The 17,585-nt window shown below is 58.9% G+C and carries 20 protein-coding genes; 4 read left to right on the top strand and 16 right to left on the bottom strand.

Annotated features, from left to right (window positions below):
* Positions 1-12: 12 nt before the first annotated feature.
* From accB to cutA, 5 genes are all read right to left on the bottom strand, one after another.
* The gene (accB, locus tag A7976_RS06995) at positions 13-480 is read right to left on the bottom strand and encodes an acetyl-CoA carboxylase biotin carboxyl carrier protein (RefSeq protein WP_067109307.1); all 468 of its coding nucleotides are present in this window, start codon (positions 478-480) and stop codon (positions 13-15) included.
* Position 481: 1 nt separating this feature from the next.
* On the bottom strand, positions 482-949 hold the full coding sequence (gene aroQ / locus A7976_RS06990; protein ID WP_067110196.1) for a type II 3-dehydroquinate dehydratase: 468 nt from the start codon (positions 947-949) through the stop codon (positions 482-484).
* Between the two features lie 107 nt (positions 950-1,056).
* A complete protein-coding gene (locus A7976_RS06985) occupies positions 1,057-1,614 on the bottom strand; it encodes a TlpA disulfide reductase family protein (RefSeq protein ID WP_067109304.1) in 558 nt (185 codons plus the stop codon).
* Complete coding sequence (dsbD, locus tag A7976_RS06980; protein ID WP_067109301.1) at positions 1,590-3,422, bottom strand: protein-disulfide reductase DsbD; 1,833 nt, start codon at positions 3,420-3,422, stop codon at positions 1,590-1,592. The genes A7976_RS06985 and dsbD overlap by 25 nt, the downstream gene beginning before the upstream one ends.
* Positions 3,423-3,435: 13 nt before the next feature.
* Positions 3,436-3,765 carry a divalent-cation tolerance protein CutA gene (cutA, locus tag A7976_RS06975; RefSeq protein ID WP_067109298.1) on the bottom strand — a complete coding sequence of 110 codons (330 nt, stop codon included), beginning with the start codon at positions 3,763-3,765 and terminating at the stop codon, positions 3,436-3,438.
* A gap of 2 nt (positions 3,766-3,767) precedes the next feature.
* Here cutA and A7976_RS06970 point away from each other — a divergent pair, with 2 nt between their 5' ends.
* Together A7976_RS06970 and A7976_RS06965 are read left to right on the top strand one after the other, a co-directional pair.
* Complete coding sequence (locus tag A7976_RS06970) at positions 3,768-4,148, top strand: FxsA family protein (protein WP_067109295.1); 381 nt, start codon at positions 3,768-3,770, stop codon at positions 4,146-4,148.
* A 90-nt stretch (positions 4,149-4,238) separates the two neighbouring features.
* Positions 4,239-5,270 carry a CDP-6-deoxy-delta-3,4-glucoseen reductase gene (locus A7976_RS06965; RefSeq protein WP_067109293.1) on the top strand — a complete coding sequence of 344 codons (1,032 nt, stop codon included), beginning with the start codon at positions 4,239-4,241 and terminating at the stop codon, positions 5,268-5,270.
* 75 nt (positions 5,271-5,345) lie between these two features.
* Here the strand turns inward: A7976_RS06965 and A7976_RS06960 are convergent, their stop codons facing one another.
* Genes A7976_RS06960 through A7976_RS06935 form a run of 6 tightly spaced genes read right to left on the bottom strand, consistent with a single transcriptional unit; the run spans position 5,346 to position 11,061 of the window.
* A complete protein-coding gene (locus A7976_RS06960; RefSeq protein ID WP_067109290.1) occupies positions 5,346-6,524 on the bottom strand; it encodes a heme biosynthesis HemY N-terminal domain-containing protein in 1,179 nt (392 codons plus the stop codon).
* Positions 6,521-7,546: a uroporphyrinogen-III C-methyltransferase gene (locus tag A7976_RS06955; RefSeq protein WP_067109287.1), complete on the bottom strand. Its 1,026-nt coding sequence runs from the start codon at positions 7,544-7,546 to the stop codon at positions 6,521-6,523. The genes A7976_RS06960 and A7976_RS06955 overlap by 4 nt, the downstream gene beginning before the upstream one ends.
* Positions 7,543-8,355: a uroporphyrinogen-III synthase gene (locus A7976_RS06950; protein ID WP_371440609.1), complete on the bottom strand. Its 813-nt coding sequence runs from the start codon at positions 8,353-8,355 to the stop codon at positions 7,543-7,545. Before A7976_RS06950 ends, A7976_RS06955 begins: the two co-directional genes overlap by 4 nt.
* Positions 8,315-9,250, bottom strand: a complete 936-nt coding sequence (gene hemC / locus A7976_RS06945) for a hydroxymethylbilane synthase (RefSeq protein WP_067109285.1) — start codon at positions 9,248-9,250, stop codon at positions 8,315-8,317. Before hemC ends, A7976_RS06950 begins: the two co-directional genes overlap by 41 nt.
* A gap of 45 nt (positions 9,251-9,295) precedes the next feature.
* Positions 9,296-10,045 carry a LytTR family DNA-binding domain-containing protein gene (locus A7976_RS06940; protein ID WP_067109282.1) on the bottom strand — a complete coding sequence of 250 codons (750 nt, stop codon included), beginning with the start codon at positions 10,043-10,045 and terminating at the stop codon, positions 9,296-9,298.
* Complete coding sequence (locus tag A7976_RS06935) at positions 10,042-11,061, bottom strand: sensor histidine kinase (RefSeq protein ID WP_067109279.1); 1,020 nt, start codon at positions 11,059-11,061, stop codon at positions 10,042-10,044. Before A7976_RS06935 ends, A7976_RS06940 begins: the two co-directional genes overlap by 4 nt.
* A gap of 30 nt (positions 11,062-11,091) precedes the next feature.
* Between A7976_RS06935 and argH the strand changes: the two genes are divergently transcribed.
* Positions 11,092-12,483, top strand: coding sequence for an argininosuccinate lyase (gene argH / locus A7976_RS06930; protein WP_067109276.1), 1,392 nt, complete (start codon positions 11,092-11,094; stop codon positions 12,481-12,483).
* Positions 12,484-12,514: 31 nt separating this feature from the next.
* Positions 12,515-13,129 carry a hypothetical protein gene (locus tag A7976_RS06925; RefSeq protein WP_067109273.1) on the top strand — a complete coding sequence of 205 codons (615 nt, stop codon included), beginning with the start codon at positions 12,515-12,517 and terminating at the stop codon, positions 13,127-13,129.
* 15 nt (positions 13,130-13,144) lie between these two features.
* Here the strand turns inward: A7976_RS06925 and hemW are convergent, their stop codons facing one another.
* From hemW to A7976_RS06900, 5 genes are read right to left on the bottom strand one after another with little or no spacing between them, the layout of a single operon-like run.
* Entirely contained in the window at positions 13,145-14,311 is a 1,167-nt protein-coding gene (gene hemW, locus A7976_RS06920; RefSeq protein ID WP_067109271.1) for a radical SAM family heme chaperone HemW, read from the bottom strand.
* Positions 14,311-14,904 carry an RdgB/HAM1 family non-canonical purine NTP pyrophosphatase gene (gene rdgB, locus A7976_RS06915; protein ID WP_067109268.1) on the bottom strand — a complete coding sequence of 198 codons (594 nt, stop codon included), beginning with the start codon at positions 14,902-14,904 and terminating at the stop codon, positions 14,311-14,313. The genes hemW and rdgB overlap by 1 nt, the downstream gene beginning before the upstream one ends.
* Before the next feature lies 1 nt (position 14,905).
* A complete protein-coding gene (rph, locus tag A7976_RS06910) occupies positions 14,906-15,622 on the bottom strand; it encodes a ribonuclease PH (RefSeq protein ID WP_067109265.1) in 717 nt (238 codons plus the stop codon).
* 55 nt (positions 15,623-15,677) lie between these two features.
* Positions 15,678-16,598: a PP2C family serine/threonine-protein phosphatase gene (locus A7976_RS06905; RefSeq protein ID WP_067109260.1), complete on the bottom strand. Its 921-nt coding sequence runs from the start codon at positions 16,596-16,598 to the stop codon at positions 15,678-15,680.
* Complete coding sequence (locus A7976_RS06900; RefSeq protein WP_067109257.1) at positions 16,595-17,539, bottom strand: serine/threonine-protein kinase; 945 nt, start codon at positions 17,537-17,539, stop codon at positions 16,595-16,597. The genes A7976_RS06905 and A7976_RS06900 overlap by 4 nt, the downstream gene beginning before the upstream one ends.
* Positions 17,540-17,585 lie beyond the last annotated feature (46 nt).

Below are 17,585 nucleotides of genomic sequence, written 5' to 3'. Positions count from 1 at the left end.
GAAGCCCTCTGGTTAACCGATAATGAACAGCGGTTCGCCGTATTCGACGGGTTGGCCGTTTTCGACCAGAATGGCCTTGATGACGCCGCTGTGATCCGATTCGATTTCATTCAGCAGCTTCATGGCCTCGATGATGCACAGGGTATCGCCGGAGGAGACGCTGGAGCCGATATCGACAAAAGCCTTGGCGTCCGGAGACGGAGAACGGTAGAACGTACCGACCATGGGAGACTTCACCACGTGGCCTTCGATCACCGGTGCGGCGGAAGGGCTGTCGGCAACAGTAGCAACGGCTGCAGGAGCGGCTGCCGGTGCGCCCATGTGCATCATGGGTTGCTGCATGTACGGATAGAATTGCGGTTGGCCGCCGGCCGGTTGGCGGCTGATACGGACTTTTTCCTCACCTTCGGTCAGTTCGAGTTCGGCAATGCCGGACTCTTCGACCAGATCGATCAGTTTTTTTAGTTTGCGCAGATCCATGTTAAACCTCTGTTGAGCTTAATGCGTTGAGAGCGTATTCCAGTGCCAGCTCGTAACCTTGCGCGCCCAGCCCACAAATGACGCCGACGGCGATGTCGGAAAAGTAGGAATGATGACGGAAGGCTTCGCGGGCATGCACGTTGGAAAGATGAACTTCGATAAACGGAATCTTGACCGCAGCCAGCGCGTCGCGCAGCGCGACGGATGTGTGCGTGAATGCGGCGGGATTGATCAGGATGAAATCGGCCTTGTTGACCGCCAATGACTGCACCTTGCCGACCAGGTCGGCTTCGCTGTTGCTCTGGAAAGCCTCAAGACTCACTCCGGCTTCGCCGGCGCGCTTGGACAATTGCTTATTGATGCTTTCCAGTGTGGCCTTGCCGTAATGCTCCGGTTCGCGTAGTCCGAGCAGATTAAGGTTGGGGCCATGCAGGACAAGGATGGATTTGACGCCTGTTTTTTCAGCCATTTCAGGTGGTTTGTTCAGCCAGTGAATGGTTTGCAAGGAGGCAAGTTTGCCGTAAGTTCATGGGAGTTGTCTAGCGAATTCGCTGGAGTTTGACGAAATTACAGCAATTACAATTGCTTATGCGCAGCGATTAGAGCGATCACATCTTTTTCCAGGATTTTCATGTCGAGGCGGCCCATATAGGCGCTGGCGATGCTTCCATCCGGACGTATCAAGGCGGTATAGGGAAGAATTCCCTTGGTGTTGCCGAAGCTTTCGGCCAATACCATGGCTTCGAAATCTCCCGAGAGCAGCGGATATGTCGTTGGCGACTCTTTTGCAAATTCGCGAATTTTAGCGGCATCATCTGTGGAAATTCCCAGCACAACTACATCGCGTGAGCGGTATTGATCCTGAAATGCCGACAGCTCTGGCATTTCTTCGCGGCAAGGGGGACACCAGGTCGCCCAGAAGTTGACCACGATGACTTTGCCTCGCCATTGGTCTAACGATTGCGCGGTGCCTGTCTGGTCGGGGAAGCTGGCTGCAAAAAGCGCCTCGACAGCGCCGGATAGAGAGCCTTTATCCGTTTTTGTGCCGGTTGCCGGAACCAGCATTCCGTAGGCAAGAAAACCCGCCGCGGTCAGAATCAGTATGCCGATCAGCACGCGAGCGACGGTGCGCATGCGCCCTCCTTGCTGCCGTAAACGGTATTGAGCGTGACCAGGAATTTATCGGCATCCTGATAGCCGACGACGGACGCCGCGGAAATCTCATTGCCATTGGGGTCGAAAAAGATGATGCCCGGCGGGCCGTACAAACCGAAACGCGAGAGGAGGGCGGCATCGTCGGGGCCATTCTGCGTGACATCGGCCTGGAGCAGAATGGCATTCTCCAGAAGCTTCCGGACGCGCGGGTCGGCAAAGGTGTATTGCTCAAATTCCTTGCAGGCCACACACCAGTCGGCATAAAAATCCAGCATCACGTATTTGCCCTGAGCCTGCTGCACGGCCCGATCCAGCTCGGCGACATTCTTCACGCGCTGGAACGGCAGCACTGGTGCATGCGCTGCGCTGCCTGTCGTGGCACGCAGCCCTTCTAGCGGTTGCAATGGATTCCGGCTGCCTGCCAATGCGCCGAGCAGCAATGCGATGCCGGCGACCAGCAGCATGATGCCGATGCCTTTCCACATTTTGGCCCATTTGTTCGAGTGGGGCGGCAAGCCATCCAGTGCATGCAGATAGACCGCCGGCACGATCAAAAGCGCGGACCATAAAGCCAATTGCAGCGACGCCGGAATGACCGGGCCAATCAGCCACACCGCCATGCCCAGCATCACCACGCCGAAGAAATTGCGCACGGCATTCATCCACGGGCCGCTTCTGGGCAGCAGTGCACCGGCGGATGCGCCCAGCAATAGCAAGGGCACGCCCATGCCGAGCGACATCGCGAACAGCGCCGCACCGCCCAGTATCACGTCGTGGGTCTGGCCTATATACAGAAGCGCTCCCGCCAGGGGGGCGGCGACGCATGGGCTCATGATCAGCGCCGAAAGCGCGCCCATAACGAATACGCTGATGAAGCGCCCGCCCTTGATGCGATTGGTGGTGTTGATCAGGCGATTTTCCAGCGAGCTCGGCAGCTGGAGTTCATAGAAGCCGAACATCGACAATGCCAGGGCAACGAAAACCAGCGCACCGAAACCGAGTGCCCAGGGGTTTTGCAATGCGGTGCTGATCAGATGTCCGGAAAAGGCCGCCACGATTCCGGCCAAGGTGTAGCTGACCGCCATGCCCAGGGTATAGGCGACAGACAGGTTGAACGCATGCATGCGCGTAGGGTGCTGACCCTGCCCGACGATGATGCCGGACAGGATGGGAATCATCGGAAAAACGCACGGTGTGAGCGACAGCAGCAGGCCAAAGCCGAAGAAACCCAGCACGATCAGCCACAGCTTGCCGCCTTGCAGTAATGTGCGTATCCGGTCGGTTTCGCTGCTGGAGTCATTGCCGCTCGCTGTATTTCCGGTAGCGAGCAGATCGACTTCAATCGTCTTGCGGATCGGCGCATAGCAGAGCCCCTTGTCGCTGCAACCCTGGTAGCTGGCCAGCAGGGTCAGCGTTTGGGGGGCGCTGCCCGCGTGTTTCAGGAGGATTTTTGCGTCGAAGCCTTGATGGAAGACCAGCATTTCACCAAAGTTGGGATCCTGCTTGGCTTCGCCCGGCGGCATTTCCACCGCAATGACATTGCTGGTGCTGCCATCCTTGATTTTGAAGCTGATGCGCTCGCGATACAGATAATGACCTGGCGCCACCGTGAAATGTGCATTCAGGGTCTGGTTATCGACCGGCTCGATTTTCAGGCCGAATGCCTGGTCAGGCTCGAGGACGGCCTGCTCCTGTTCGTCGACAAACAGGGTTCTGCCGCTGGCTGCGGTATCGGCAAAGGCATTGGACACGAGCAGGCAGCAGATAAGAATCAGTGAACGTAACATATGGGCGGGGAACTCAGCGCGAGGTTTCTTTGGAAATCCAGTCCAGATAGGAGGGCAATCCGCCCGCGATTGGGACATAGACGATTTCGGGAAGTTCATAAGGATGGTGGGTACGTATGGTACGTTCTACTTCGGCATATTTTTCCTGCGTGGTCTTGATCAGTACCGGGACTTCCTGCGTGCTTTCGGTTTTGTCCTGCCAATGATAGATTGAGGTGCAGGGGGCGAGAACGTTTACGCACGCGGCCTGTCCACGACTAATCAATATCTCGGCCAACCGGGTCGCGCTGCCCTGATCCGGCAGATTGCTGATCACAATAATTTTATCCGTAGGATTATCCATCGATGCGCATGCTCCTCATTTTTCTGATTTTACTCGCATTCCCTGTTCTGGAGGTTGTGCTGCTGTTCGAGCTGGCCTCCCGCTACGGCTGGTGGGTGCTGGGCTATCTTCTGGCCAGCGCGGCGTTTGGCGCCGCACTGATCATGGAAGAGCGCATTGTCGTGTTTGCAAGATTGATCCAGACGCTGCAGGAAGGCCGTCACCCCGTACTCGCGTTGCTGACCAGTGCCAAAAAGATGATTGCCGGCATTCTGTTGATCCTGCCCGGCGTACTGAGCGATATTGTCGCCGTGCTGCTGTTGATTATTCCGCTTCCTGCATCGCGCAAGCCGCCCGTGGAGGACGATGGCGTGATCGAAGGACAATGGCGCCGGGAGGATTAACGTCCAGGGCGCTATGAGTGATTTGCCGAGGCGGGCTCTTGGTCCAATATGGTAAAATGCGCATTTTTTCCGCATATTCAAAGGATAAGCATGTCTTTCAGGGTCACCATCCAGCCCAGCGGCCACCAGTTTTCGGTGCCGGCCGGGGATACGGTACTCAATGCTGCGCTGGAGGCAGGTTTCAATATTCCCTACGGCTGCCGCAATGGGGCCTGTGGGGCCTGCAAAGGAACGGTGCTGGAAGGGCAGGTGCAGCATAATGCTTATCAGGCGCACGCGCTGAGCGAAAAGGAAATCGCGGAAGGCAAGGCCTTGTTCTGCTGCGCCCGGCCGCAGAGCGATCTTGCCATCGAATGTCGCGAAGTGACGGTCGGCAGCGCAATCCGTTCGCGCATCATGCCGTGCCGCGTGCAAAAGCTCGAACACGTCGCGCACGACGTCATCGTCATGACTCTCAAGCTGCCCAGCAACGAGCGCATGCAGTTTCTGGCCGGCCAGTACATCGAATTCCTGCTCAAGGACGGCAAGCGCCGCGCATTTTCGCTGGCAAACGCGCCCTACAACGACGAGTTGCTGGAGCTGCACCTGCGCCTGATTCCCGGCGGCCAGTTCACCGAATATGTTTTCAGTGAAATGCAGGAAAAAACCATCCTGCGGCTGGAAGGCCCGATGGGCAGTTTTTACCTGCGCGAAGAGAGCGACAAGCCCATTATTTTCGTCGCCGGCGGCACGGGCTTCGCGCCGATCAAGGGCATCATCGAACATGCGCTGCATCACAAGATGACGCGGAAGATGACGCTGTATCGCGGATCGCTGGCCTTGCGCGATCTTTATTTGCCGGATCTGCCGAAGAAATGGCATGCAGAGAACGGCATCGACTATATCCCGGTGCTTTCAGACCCGCGCCCCGAGGACGATTGGGGCGGACGCAGCGGATTCGTACATTTTGCCGTGCTGGAAGATCACCCCGACCTGAGCGGTTACCAGGTGTATTGCTGCGGCGCACCGGCAATGGTGGAAGCGGCGCATCGGGATTTCGTTGCGGCCGGCCTGCCGCCTGAGGAGTTCTTCTCGGACGCGTTCACGTATGCGCCGCCGGTCCCGGCGAAAGTGCTTGCCTGATTTATTTGTAGCGCAGGCGTCTCGCCTGCATCAAATCGGGCGTCTTAAGAGGCAATGCAGGCAAGGATGCCTGCGCTACGTGTTCAACGCATATTCCAGGCTCAACCGGTAGTGCCGGTAGGCTTCTTCCTGATTTCCCATGCGTTCCAGCAGTCGCGCCAGCGCCAGATGCGCGGCACTGCCCGGTTTTACGCTGAGGCTGGCCTCCAGGTAACTTTGCGCCTTGCCCCATAGTTCCTGGCGGATGCACAGATTCCCCAGCGAAAGCAGCAGCCCGGCATCGCCGTGGTGGTTTTGCAGCCAGTATTCCGCCTGCTGCAATTGCTTGACCGTATCCCCGCCCGTGTTGTCGCCGTAGAGTTCGGCCAGTGTGCTATCCCATTGCCGGGTCAGGCTCATCTCGATGATTTTTGCCGCCGTCGCGCCATCGCCGGCATCGTTGAAAACCTTGGCGGCAATGCGCGCCAGCTGGGTGTCCAGTTGGTCTTTTTCCGGTAACTTGTTCCAGTACGCCAATAGCTCTTCGCGATTGCCCGCGCGGCGCTGCAGCAATTGTGCATGTGCGTGATAGCGCACCTGTTGCAGATGAAGCGGCTCGATAGCGTCGCGTTTTTCGAGTTGCGAGAGCACCGACAGCACTTGTTCCCAATTGCCGAGGCGCTGGTGCGCTTTCAGTTGCAGCCTCAGTGAAGGCAAGTGGTGCGGTTCGATTTTATCCAGCTGTTGCAGCGTGCGCAGCGCCGAGGCGTACTGACGCTCGTCCAGCTGTAGTTCGGCCTGGGTCAGCCGCCGTGACAGGCTTGCTTCCGGGGCGAGACGTTCGGCTTCGGCCAGGTAGTAATCGCGCTTGCCCAGCATTTTCAGCTTGTGCGCGGCACGAGCGGCAACCAGCGCGCTCAGGCCAGCATCTTCGCCGAGGTTGAGCGCATTGGAAGCCGCTTTTTCCGCCTTGGCATAACGGCCTTCCGCCAGCGCATGCAAGCCTTCAAGCAAGGCCGCGTGTGCAGTTATGCGGCGCTGTTCGCGTTTATAGTTACGCACGTTCCGTGGCAAATTCAGGGTGTATTGCACCAGGCGCAGCACGCCATGCAGGAAGAAAAATCCCGTCGCCAGCAGCACTACCAGCAAGTTGAGCGAAATCTCGATGCGATAAGGCGGTTGGACGATCAGTACGTAGCCGTCGTTGGAACCCGCGACCAGCGAGAGTGCAACCGCAGCAATCAGAATGAAAAGCAGGCCGATCAGGAATCTCAAGGCTGCTTCCGATCCAGCGAGAGTTTGTACTTGGCGACGGCATTGAGGCTTTCGCCGATATCAGGGAGCTCGATGGAAATGTCGCTGGACGAAAGTTGTTCCAGCGCGGTCAGCGCATTGCGGCCAGCGGAATCCTGCGTGTTGAAATAGCGCTTGAGCCAGTTACCGGCCAATTGCAAATCGGCCCGGTAGGTCGATTCGTCATGCTGCAACAGAGCGATGCGGGCCGTCAGCAGGCGCAGCTTGAGGTTTTCGCGCAGGAAATACGCCTGCTCGGGCTCCAGCAGCGGTGGCTCCGGCTCATCCATGCGCTCGACCCGCACCATGCGCTTGATGTCCTGCCAGATTTCCTGTGTCAGACGTCGCCAGGGGTTGGAATCCCAATCCGGCAACAGCGGTTTGTCGGACTGCGGATGGCGCTCGCTGATAAGCGGCAGCTTGTCTGCCGCGTCCACCAGCGATTCCAGTTTCAGGCTGATGCCGACGGTGTCGACGCTGGGCAATGCCTGAAGGCGCTGGATATCGCGCCCGATGATTTTGCGCAGCGCGATCACCTGCGGCTTGTCCAGTTGCTGCAGGCGAGCATCGGCGGTTTGCAGCGCGAGCAGGGCGGGTTTCGCATTGCCGGCCAGTTGCAGTTGCTGGCTGGCCGCGATCAGCAATTGCTCGACTTCGGCAATCGTCCGTTCGTCGCGGTTGTTGGCAAGTTCGAGATACAGTGTTTGCAAGGCTTCCTGCTGCGAGCGCGATTCTTCCAGCCGTTGCTCCAGCAAGGTGACCTTGGCCTCCGCTTGCGCGGCGCTTTCCTCGGTCAGCTTGGATAGCACCCGCACTTCACGATTGCGCTCATCGAACTGGCTTAGGCGCTGAGTGAGCGTTTGCTCCAGTATGATCGTGCGTTGCCGGCTGTCCAGCCATTGCCAAACCGTTGCGGCGAAAGCCAGGGCAGCCAGGATCAGTGCAATTTGCGAGGCTAGGCTGGCAGGCCTGACTTGCTCGGAGAGGTTGCTGTTTTCATTCATATTTTTGTTCGATCCTGCAAATGATGGATCAGGCATTGCAGCATGGCCTCGTCGCCAGGCGCATCCGCGATGGCGACGCGTAGTCCGTTTGCGCGCGCCGTTTCTCCGATGCGGGGATGGTTGACGCAAATGAGCGTGCCGCGCAGCCAAGGTGCGTTTCCCGCCAGCTGTAGCAGGTTGCGCAAGGCTTCGCTGCTGGTAACGACCAGCGCATGCAGTTGCCCATTTTGCCACAGCTGCGGCAGCTCACCCGTATCGCGCTGGGGATTGATGCGGCGGTAGCACTCGGCAAAAACGACTTCCGCGCCGCGTGCGCGCAGGGTGTCGGCCAGCAGTTCCCGCCCACCGACGCCGCGAAAAACGATCACTCGGCGGTGAGTCATGTCATGCATTTCCGGCAGGGTCAGCAGGCTTTCGCTGTCATATCGATCGCTGGGGACAAGGACCAGATCGATGCCATGCCGGCCGAGCTCTTCGGCGGTTGCCGGGCCAATGGCGGCAAAACGCAGTTTGGGCGGGAGTGTGGGATAACGTGCCGTGACGCGCGGCATGCCTTGCTGCACGGCATTCGTGCTGATGAAAATTGCCCAGTCGCTTTCGGGCAGGCCGGCCAGAACCTGATCGAAAGCCGAATAGTCGTCGAGCGGAGCGATGTCCAGCAACGGAAACGGGATGGGCTTGCCGCCGTTGCCGATAATGAGATCGGAGAGCGTTCTGGCTTGCTCGATGGGACGGGTAATGGCGATGCCGCAGCCCGCCAGCGCCCGATCAGGCATGGTCCAGCGCGGCCAGGATGCGGTCGGCGCCACGCGCGATCAGCTTCTCTGCCAATGCACGGCCCAGTGCATCCGCATCGCCGGGCGCGCCCTCCACCGAGTCGCGCACCATTTCGCTGCCGTTTACGCTGGCAACGAAGCCGGTCATGCGCAACGCGCCGTTTTCGATATGTGCATACGCGCCCAAAGGCACCGTGCAGCTGCCGGCCAGTGCGCGGCTCATCGCACGTTCGGCCTCGACGCAGGCGGCGGTGTCGGTATGGTTCAACGGATGCAGAAGTTCGCGCATGTCGTCGCGGTCGGCACGGATTTCGATGCCCAGCGCGCCTTGGCCGACGGCGGGAATACTGTTTTCAGGGGCAATCAGTTGCGTGATGCGTTCTTCCAGCCCAAGGCGCTTGAGCCCTGCGGCAGCGAGAATGATCGCCGCATATTGGCCTTCATCCAGCTTGCGCAGGCGGGTTTGCAGATTGCCGCGCAACGATTCGATCTTGAGATGCGGGAAACGCGCCTGCAACTGGCTTTGCCGACGCAGACTGGAGGTGCCGACCACACTGCCTTCCGGCAAGTCTTCCAGGCGCTGGTAGCGTACGGAAACAAATGCGTCGCGCGGGTCTTCGCGTTCGCCGGTGGCGGCGAGCGCGAAGCCTTCCGGCAGGTTCATCGGCACGTCCTTCATCGAGTGCACCGCAAGGTCGGCACGACCGTCCGCGAGCGCCTGCTCCAGCTCCTTCACAAACAGGCCTTTGCCGCCAATGCGCGCGAGCGGGGAATCCAGGATTTGGTCGCCGGTGGTGGTCATGCCGAGAATTTCCACGATGGCGTCGGGATAGAGCGCTTGCAGACGTGCCTGAATATGGCGCGCCTGCCACATGGCGAGTGCGCTTTCGCGTGAGGCGATGACCAGCTTGCGGGGAGATGTGCTCATGACGGGGAAAATCGTAAACGTTGGCAGAAGCCCGATTTTATCAGGTTATCCCCCGATTTCATGCACGATGTGCTGCTGGCGGCGGCTGACCGGCAAGGTTTCGGGAAGCTCTTTCAGCAGTGCGACCCAATGGCTTTCGCCTTCTTCGTTGTGTCTTTTTTCAAAGCCGCGAATGGAATTCTGGGCGACCAGGCAGTTTCTATGGAGGCGAATGAACAGATCGGAAAACTCGCGCTCGATGTTGGTGAGCGAGTCTTCGATCAGATATTCGCGTTCTGTCGTCCTGACGGTGAGATATTTCAGTTCGGCGCGCAGGTAAATGACGTCGTGCACCGGAATCAGCAGGATGCGGCCGCGTTCGGAGATGCTGAAGTGGGTGCGTTGCGGGCGAAGTTGCTTGATGCCGCCGAGCTGCGCCGGCAGCAGCGCGCGCGCCTTTTTGAGCGCCATCGCGAGCCGCTCGCGCCGGATCGGCTTCAGCAGGTAATCGACGGCGTTCATGTCGAAGGCCTGCATCGCGTGCGCGTCGTAAGCCGTAGTGAAAATGACCGCCGGCGGGTGATAGAGCTTGAGCGAGTGTTCGGCGGCCTCAATGCCGTCCATTTCCGGCATGCGTATGTCCAGCAGCATCACATTCGGCAGGCTTTCCGAGGCCATCGTCAAAGCCTCTTTGCCATTGGCGGCTTCGGCAATGATGCGTGTTTCCGGAATTTCCGCAAGCAGTTCGCGCAAACGGTTGCGTGCCGGTGCTTCGTCGTCTGCGATCAGGATTTTGAGTGTAGTGTCGTCGCTCATGGTTCGATCCGGTAGGGAATCACAATATGCACCTGATATTGGTGATCGGTGATGCGTATCCGCAGCTGCCCTTCGGCATCGAAGTGCAGCGCCAGCCGTTCGCGGATATTGGAAAGCGCCATCTTGTTGCCGGTATGGTGCTGGCCGTCGCGGCGATAGGGGTTGCTCAGCAGCAGATGCACTTCATTTCCCTTGCGGTAGATGTCGATCACGATTTCGCCACCCTCGTGGCAAGGCTCAATGCCATGATAAACCGCGTTTTCCAGCAAGGGCTGCAATAACAGCGGCGGAATCAGGGCTTCGTTCGGCATATGGTCGATATGCCACACCAGTTTGAGCCGTTCTCCCAGCCGCAGTGTTTCCAGCGCAAGGTATTGCTTGCACAGTGCCAGCTCGCCTTCCAGCGGCACCAGTTGACGATTGTCCGCCATCAGCACGCGAAACAGGTCGGCCAGGTCTTCAAGCGCGGTTTCGGCGCGATGCGGGTCGCTGCGAATCAGCGATAACACCGCATTGATGCTATTGAAAAGAAAATGTGGCCGGATACGCGCCTGCAATGCCTGCAATCGCGCCTCGGTCACGGCCGGCGAAAGCGCACGGCTGCGCATATTGAAGTATGCCAACAGCGTGGCAGTGACGACGGCACTGAAAAACCAGAGGCGAATCAGCGAAGGTGCGGAAGTCGTTCCGAACAAGCCTTCTGCGAGCAAATGCAGCACCGAGGTCAACATGAACACGATCAGGAACACCACCAGCACGCCTTGCCGATACGGCAGGCGTGCCAGCCAGCGATGCAGAATGAACAGCAGCAGCATGCTCGCCAGCAGAACCGGCTGCATCGCGGCGGAAATCTGTAGTAATTCCTGCCAGATTTCCTGCGGCGATTCGGAGTGCAAGATGGCGGCAATCAGCGCCATGAAGTTGGCGAGCACCAGCACGCGCAACTGTACGCCCAGGTTGCGGAGGTCCGGGAGCTTGATGGAATTCGGCGGAAGGTTTTGCTTTATACTTGCCATTTTCTACATTATTGGTAATCAATTTTTACGATGCAAGATAAATCAAAGGCTTGGTCCGGCCGCTTCAATGAACCCGTGGCGGAACTGGTCAAGCGTTACACCGCATCGGTCGAATTCGACCAGCGTCTGGCCGAGTTCGACATTCAGGGATCGCTGGCCCATGCACGCATGCTGGGCGCGCAAGACATTATCGCGAATGAAGACGTCGCCGCCATCGAGCGCGGCCTGGCTGAAATTCTGGAAGAAATCCGCACCGGCCGCTTCGAATGGCTGCTGGATCTCGAAGACGTGCACCTTAACATCGAAAAGCGGCTCACTGACAAGATCGGTGACGCTGGTAAGCGCTTGCACACCGGGCGTTCGCGCAATGATCAAGTCGCGACCGATGTGCGCTTGTGGCTGCGTGCGACGGTGGATGATGTGCTGGTACGTATCGGCAAGCTGCAACAGTCCATTGTCGAGCTGGCCGAAAAGCACGCCGATACGGTGATGCCCGGTTTCACGCATTTACAGGTGGCCCAGCCGGTCACCTTCGGCCATCATCTGCTGGCCTATTTCGAAATGCTGAAGCGCGATGCCGAACGTTTTGCCGACGCGCGCCGCCGCATCAATCGTCTGCCGCTGGGTGCGGCTGCATTGGCCGGTACCAGCTATCCCATCGACCGCGAGCGCGTGGCCAGGGAACTGGGTTTCGACGACGTCTGCGAAAACTCGCTGGATGCAGTATCCGATCGCGATTTCGCCATCGAATTCACCAGTGCCGCCGCGCTGGTGATGACGCACCTCTCACGCTTTTCGGAAGAGTTGATCCTGTGGTCCAGTCCGCGCTTCGGCTTCATCGATATCGCCGACCGCTTCTGCACTGGATCCTCCATCATGCCGCAAAAGAAGAATCCGGACGTCCCTGAACTGGTGCGTGGCAAGACCGGTCGCGTCAATGGCCACCTGATCGCATTGCTGACGCTGATGAAATCCCAGCCGCTGGCCTATAACAAGGACAATCAGGAAGACAAGGAACCGCTGTTCGATACAGCGGATACTTTGCTGGTGACACTCGAAATCTACGCCGACATGCTGCGCGGCATTACCGTCGACACGGCGGCGATGCGGCTGGCCGCTGCGGAAGGATTTGCCACGGCGACCGATCTGGCCGATTATCTCGTTAAAAAAGGGCTGCCATTCCGCGATGCGCACGAAGCAGTCGCGCGCGCGGTGCGTCATGCCGAGGCGCAAAACTGCGATCTGGCCGATCTGTCTCTAGCCGACTTGAAAACATTTTCTTCGCTGGTGGAGGCCGATATATATGAAGTGCTGACGCTGGAAGGTTCACTCGCCAGCCGCAATCATATCGGCGGCACTGCGCCGCAACAGGTACGCGAGGCGCTTGGCCGCGCGCGCGTTTACCTGGCAAAAACTGAATAATAATAATAATTGGATAAACAGGAGTTCGGTCATGTGGAAATCGTTCGTTAATCTGGCAGTCTGTGGCGTGCTGCTGTGGGGGGCGGCCAATGCGCGGGCGGAGGAAACCTCCATGCCCAACTCGACAAGTACGGCGATGGAATGGCAGATGATGCCGGGCGAGAGCCTGAATTCGCTCGCCGCGCTGTTCTATCCCAAGAATCGTCGGATGCAACAGCTTTTCGTAACGTCCGCGATCAAGCTGAACCGCGAACAGATGCCGGAGTTGTCGCCCACGCAGCGTTTCGAGGAAAAAACCACACTGCAGATTCCCAGCCTGATCGATTTGTCGCGCAAGGCTGCCAAGCAGCGCAAGCACAAAGCGGCAGCGCACAAGCCCGCCGTGCATAAATCCACAGCGATCGAAAAGCCGATCGATATCGAGAATGCCCCGCCGACAGCGGCAGCTCCGATGAGCAAGGCGCAAGACGCGGAGATCAATTTACTGGAAAAGCGTGTCGAGAAACGTCAGGCGGAACTGGAAAAGCTCAATCAGCGCCTGAAGGCGCTGGAGCAAAATACGCAGGCCATGCAAGAATCGATCAAGGCCAATTCCAAGCCCCTAGAAGAAGCGCAAGGACGCCGTCTCAAGCGCGTCGAGCCTTGAACTGCCGAGTAGCGCTTAATCCAGAAAGAGTTGAAGCAATTCGTTGAGATAGCGCTGCCCACGCAATGTGGGCGCGATTTTCGATAAGTCTCGCGTAATCAGCCCTTTTCCTTCCGCTTCGGCGAGGGCTTTATCCACGATAGACAAAGGCAGGCCGGTGCGTTCCTGGAACAAGGCCGTTTCGAAGCCGTCTGTCAGCCGCAAGGCGTTCATCATGAATTCGAAGCCGAGATCTGCAGGCTCCAGTGTCTGCTCGCGCTCGATGTGTTCTCCCGCAGCCGTTTTTTGCAGATAGCTCGCAGGATGCTTGTAGCGCGACTGACGAATGATGCGGTCGTGGAACGACAGTTTGCTGTGCGCGCCGGCGCCAATGCCGAGATAGTCGCCGAACAGCCAGTAGTTGAGATTGTGGCGGCATTGCCGGCCGGGTTTGGCAAAGGCCGAAGTTTCGTAATGCTGATATCCATGCTGCGCCAGCACGTTTTCGATCGCCTCCTGCATCGCGGCGCTGGTGTCGTCGTCGGGCAACGAGGGCGGCGTGCGGTAAAAAGGGGTGTTGGGTTCCAGCGTCAGGTGGTAGCAGGAAAGATGCGTCGGCCCCAAATCGCAGGCGATGCGGAGGTCCGCCATGGCCTCGTCCATGCTCTGGTCGGGCAGCGCATACATCAGGTCCAGATTCACCCGCTCGAAGGTTTTCAGTGCGATCTCGGCGGCGCTGCGTGCCTGCGATTCATCGTGGATGCGTCCCAGCGCGGCCAGATGGCGGCTGTTGAAGCTCTGGATGCCGAGCGAGAGGCGATTCACCCCGGCATCGCGGAAACCCGTAAAGCGCGCTTCATCGACCGTGCCGGGATTGGCTTCCAGCGTGATTTCCGCCTCATAGGCCAAGGGTACCCGGGCGCGCACCGCGCTCAGAATGTTATCGATGGCATCGGGCGAAAAAATGCTGGGCGTGCCCCCGCCGAAGAAGATGCTGTGCACGCGGCGGCCCCAGATCAGCGGCAGCGCTTGCTCAAGGTCGAGAATCAATGCATCGACGTAGTCTTTCTCAGGAATCGCCGTGCGCGCCTCATGCGAGTTGAAATCGCAATACGGGCATTTGCGCACGCACCACGGGATATGGATATAGAGCGAAAGCGGCGGCAGCGCGGTCAGCGTGCCGGGAAGCTGGATCGTAGCCATCAGCCCTGAATGTTGCGCAATTTTTCCACCAGCGCCCGCAAGGCCTTGCCGCGATGGCTGACCCGGTTCTTGTCTGCGGTGGAGATTTCGGCGACGGTCTGGTTGAGTTCGGTATCGAGGAACAGAGGGTCGTAACCGAAGCCGCCTTCGCCGCGCGGCGCTTCGAGAATGACGCCATGCCACTGGCCCTCGGCAATGATGGGTTGCGGATCGTCGGCATGGCGCAGCAGCACCAGCGCGCAGTGATAGTGTGCGCGGCGGTCGGCGACGTCCCGCATCGCTTCCAGCAGTTTGATGTTATTGCGTGCGTCGGATCGCGGTTCGCCGGCATAAATCGCCGAAATCACGCCGGGCGCGCCGCCCAGGGCTTCGACGCAGATGCCGGAGTCGTCCGCCAATGCCGGCAGGCCGGTGAGACGCGCAGCATGGCGCGCTTTAGCCAGTGCATTTTCGATGAAGGTGCAATGCGGCTCGGCCGCTTCCGGCACGTTGAAATCGGATTGCGGCAACACTGCTATGCCCAAAGGTTCGAGCAGTACGCGAATTTCGTGCAGCTTGTGAGCGTTGCCGGTGGCGATGACGAGTTTCTGCATCTTAAATTCCGAGCGCTGCTTTCTGCTTCGCAATCAGTTCAGCAATGCCGACTTGTGCCAGGTCGAGCATCGCGTCCATCTCCGCCCGCTTGAAAGGCGCACCTTCGGCAGTACCTTGTACTTCCACGAAACCGCCGCTGCCGGTCATGACCACGTTCATATCGGTATCGCAGCCGGAGTCTTCGATGTAATCCAGATCCAGCACCGGCGATCCTTCGAATACGCCGACCGAAATGGCGGCGACAAAATCCTTGAGCGGCGATTCGGCAATCAGTTTCTTTTCCAGCAGAAAATTCACCGCGTCGTGCAGCGCGACGAAGCCGCCGGTAATGCCGGCGGTGCGTGTGCCGCCATCGGCCTGGATCACGTCGCAGTCGATCTGGATCGTGCGTTCGCCCAGCTTGTCGAGGTCGATAATGGAGCGCAGGCTGCGTCCGATCAGGCGCTGGATTTCCTGCGTGCGTCCGGATTGTTTGCCATGCGCCGCTTCGCGCTGCATGCGGCTGCCGGTGGAGCGGGGCAGCATGCCGTATTCGGCGGTGACCCAACCCTGGCCTTTGCCTTTGAGGAAAGGCGGCACTTTTTCGTCGATGCTGGCGGTGCAGATGACGTGCGTATCGCCGAATTTCACCAGTACCGAGCCTTCGGCGTGTTTGGTGTAGCGGCGTACGATCTCGATGTGCCGCAGTTCTCCCGGGGCGCGTTTGCTTGGACGCATGTTGGCTTTCCTGTCCTTTGAATTCGAAACGGAATTATAAGCGCCGCGCTGGCGGCTATCTGGGGATTTTCTCCAGCGCGGCGTGAATTTCGGCGATGGCGCGCTCGATCTCGTCGTCCTGAGCGCTATCGGTGGCGAGGTCGGGATTCGCACCCGCGCGGCGGGAAGTGAAGTCGCGTATCGTGGTATTGAGATCCAGCGGCATCATCGCGGTCGATACCGAAAACCCGCTATAGGCGTGATTCCCCCACGAAAATGCGATGGCACTCATATTGTCGCCGCTCTGGTCGGCACGCGATTCGGCAAGATCGAACAGTGCGGGAACGGTATCGGTGATGGGGCCGTTCTGGAGCGTGGCGGCAATTTCCTCATCTGCCAGCAGCGTCCATAGTCCGTCGGTACAGAGCAGGACGATGTCGCCGTCCTGCACATCGCGCTTAGGCGACATCTCGATCTGCGGCTGCTCGGCACCGCCGACGCAATTGTAGATCTTGTTGCGCTCTGGATGCGTCAGCATTTCGTCCTTGCCGATCATGCCCTTGCGATACAGCATCTGCACCTTGGAATGATCTTCGGTACGAAACAGCAATTCACCGCCCCGAAAATGGTACAGGCGCGAATCTCCGGCGTGGGCACAATAAAGCGCGTCATGCTGCACGAGCGCGGTAACGATAGTGGTGCGCGGGGGTTCCGGCATGTCGCTTAGCAGCGCATGGCGATCGATGGCGTCATGCACCTGGCGGATATGGTCATCCAGGAATTTGAAAGGATTGCTCAGCTTCGGCCGGGCCATGCGCTGGAAGGATTCGGTCAGCACTTCTATCGCGAATTGCGCCGCCACTTCCCCGTTGCGATGCCCGCCCATGCCGTCGGCCAGCACCGTCAGCAGCGCATCCTTGCTGTAGGAGTAGGCCACCCTGTCCTGGTTGTACTGACGCGGGCCCTGGCGGCTGTCCTGATAGATGGTGAACTTCATGCCGAGCCTATTTCGGAAAGTTTTTTGCGCAGTGAGTCGAGGAGCGAAGGCTTTTTCGAATCTTCCAGGAGATGTTCGCGCAGGGCTTTCTGCAAGGCAAACACGCTTTGCGGGCGTTTCAGCGGGTCGAGCTGCATGCACCAGTCGATGATTTCCAGGAGGCGCGGCGAATAGATGTCCAGGCCGGTTTCCAGTGCGGGGGCCAGCGTGTCCTTTTTGCTGCGCAGATCGGCGGCAAGCGGCGCGGCGCGCACGAGGCAGGCATACATCGAGGCGCCCACGCTGTAGATATCGCTCCATGGTCCCAGCAGCTTGCGATCGAAGTATTGTTCCGGCGGTGCGAATCCCGGCGTGTAACTGGGCGAAAGTTGCGGTTTGACTTCGGTCAGGGTTTGCCGCACCGAGCCGAAATCCAGCAGAACGGGCGAGCCGTTAAGCCGGATATGAATATTGGCGGGCTTGATATCCAGATGCAGCAGCTTGTGCGTGTGCACTTCGCGCAGTCCGGTCAGCAACTCATTGAAGAGGCGGCGCACGAACAGCTCCTTTGCCGGTTCCGCATGGCCGCGAATATAGTCCTGCAGCGATTTGCCGCGCTCGTATTGCATCACCATGTACACGGTATTGTTGGCGCGGAAGAAATTGACCACGCGCACGACATTTTCATGCTCGATCTTTGCGAGCGCGCGTCCTTCCTCGAAAAAGCATTTGAGGCCATGCCGGAAGCCGGCGACGTTTTCGGGGGAGCTGGGGCCTACGTTTTCGTCATCCAGGCGAGTCGCCAGCAAGGTGGGCAGGTATTCCTTGATCGCGACCCTGTTGCCGCGCTTGTCGCGTGCGAGATAGACGAAGCTGAAGCCGCCGCCGCTCAGTACCCGGTCGATCCGATAATCCAGCAACTGATAGCCGGACGGCAAGGGACGGTTTTGTTGTTCCTGCATGCTCGCGTGGTCAAGGAAGACAAAACCTATTTTGTCATGAACCCGC

It is taken from the genome of Methylobacillus sp. MM3 (assembly GCF_001645185.1).
In the GTDB taxonomy this organism is placed as follows: domain Bacteria; phylum Pseudomonadota; class Gammaproteobacteria; order Burkholderiales; family Methylophilaceae; genus MM2.
This window is presented reverse-complemented; position numbering and strand designations above follow the sequence as displayed.